Genomic DNA, 1,231 nt, shown 5'->3' on the forward strand with positions numbered 1-1,231 from the left:
TGGACCTGTCCCATTTTTGTGCCGCCCCAAGTGCTCGTTTAGGCCACTTTCCGTTCGAATGCGACCGGACTTTTCCAACCCAATGCTGAGTGCCGTCGGCGCGGATTGTAGAAGCCGTTGATGTACTGGAAGATGGCCATTTCAACGTCTCGGCGTGTTGGCCATGACCTGCGCCAGATTAACTCGGCTTTGATTGTTTTGAAGAACGTCTCGACGGCGGAGTTGTCGTAACAATTGCCCTTGCCGCTCATCGATACCTGGAACCCATGCTGTCGCAGGAGCTTCTGATAATCGTGAGAACAGTATTGGCTGCCGCGATCCGTGTGATGAATGCATCCTTTGGGCGGTTGCCGCAGTGCCACGGCCATCTTCAATGCCCGGATTGCCAGATCACGCTTCATCCTGTTGCTGACCGCCCAGCCGATCACCCGGCGGGAATGTAGGTCAAGGATCACGGCGAGGTAGAGCCAGCCTTCGCGGGTCCAGACATAGCTGATGTCACCGACCCATTTCTGGTTGGGGCGATCTGCGCGGAAGTCCCGGTTCAACAGGTTGGGCGCAATATTGAAAGCGTGGTTGCTGTCGGTCGTCACCTTGTATCTCTTGGATCGTTCGACGCGGATGCCATTCTCTCGCATCAGCCGACCGACACGGCGGTGCCCAACATTCAGGCCCAGTTCTTTCAACTCTTCCGTCATTCTCGGCCGCCCATAGCTGCCCAGGCTGAGCCGGGATTGTTCCTTGATATGGGCCAGAACAACCATATCGCTTCTCTGCCTTTGGCTGGCAGGTCGGCTGCGATAGGCCCGCAGGCCGCGAGAACTGACATCCAAAACGGCACACATCCGATTGGCGCAAAAAATGTCACGATGTTCTTCGATGAACCTGAACCTCATGGCTTTTGGCTCGCGAAGAACTGCGTTGCCTTTTTTAAGATCTCCCTCTCCTCCTTGAGAATGCGGTTCTCCCGTCGAAGCCGTTCGTTCTCACGGGCAAGGTCAAGATCCTTATCGGACACAACATCCGTGTCGCGATGCGTCAAAATCCACTTATTCAAAGTCGATAGGCCAACGCCCAAATCAGATGCCACCTGTTTGCGTGTCAATCCGCTGGTCAGTGCGATCCGCACTGCATCAGCGCGAAACTCGTCCGTTCGTTTCGTTCCCATAGTTCATCTCCTTTGCTGCAATAAATGCTATCAAAGGAGCGGCATCAAACCGCGACACGTCCA

Annotated in this window: 1 protein-coding gene; it reads right to left on the minus strand. The window is 55.0% G+C overall.

The window, feature by feature from the left end; all coding sequences use genetic code 11:
* Positions 1-38: 38 nt before the first annotated feature.
* A protein-coding gene (locus ACR0CG_RS23900; RefSeq protein WP_209599478.1) for an IS3 family transposase occupies positions 39-1,168 on the minus strand; the annotation gives its coding sequence in 2 pieces (ribosomal slippage) (positions 39-925 and positions 925-1,168; 1,131 coding nt in all).
* Between the last annotated feature and the right edge of the window lie 63 nt (positions 1,169-1,231).

The sequence above is a fragment of the Ruegeria sp. AB8 genome (genome assembly GCF_056542605.1).